General features: G+C 61.6%; 1 protein-coding gene. It reads left to right on the forward strand.

All coding sequences use genetic code 11. The features are described 5' to 3' along the window. Nucleotides 1-302, forward strand: a 302-nt coding sequence (locus WFM69_RS19355; RefSeq protein WP_337007478.1) for an ATP-binding cassette domain-containing protein, incomplete at both ends; no start/stop codon positions are given.

Below are 302 nucleotides of genomic sequence, written 5' to 3' on the forward strand. Positions count from 1 at the left end.
AAGGCGCAGATCTTCGACATCTTCGATACGCATCGTCCGGGAATGTCGAAGCGGGCGAAGACGGAGCGGGCGGAGGAGTTGCTCACGCTCGTCGGCGTCGATCCGAACCGGTTGTCGAGTTTCCCGCATGAGTTGTCGGGTGGGATGCGGCAGCGGATGATGATCGCGATGGCGTTGGCGTTGGATCCGCAGGTGATGATCATGGACGAGCCGACCACCGCGCTCGACGTTGTCGTGCAGCGGGGCATCATCCGGGAGATCATGCGGTTGCGGGAGAAGTTGGGGTTCGCGGTGATCTTCAT

The sequence above is a fragment of the Microbacterium sp. LB12 genome (genome assembly GCF_037150835.1).
Taxonomy (GTDB): Bacteria; Actinomycetota; Actinomycetes; order Actinomycetales; family Microbacteriaceae; genus Microbacterium.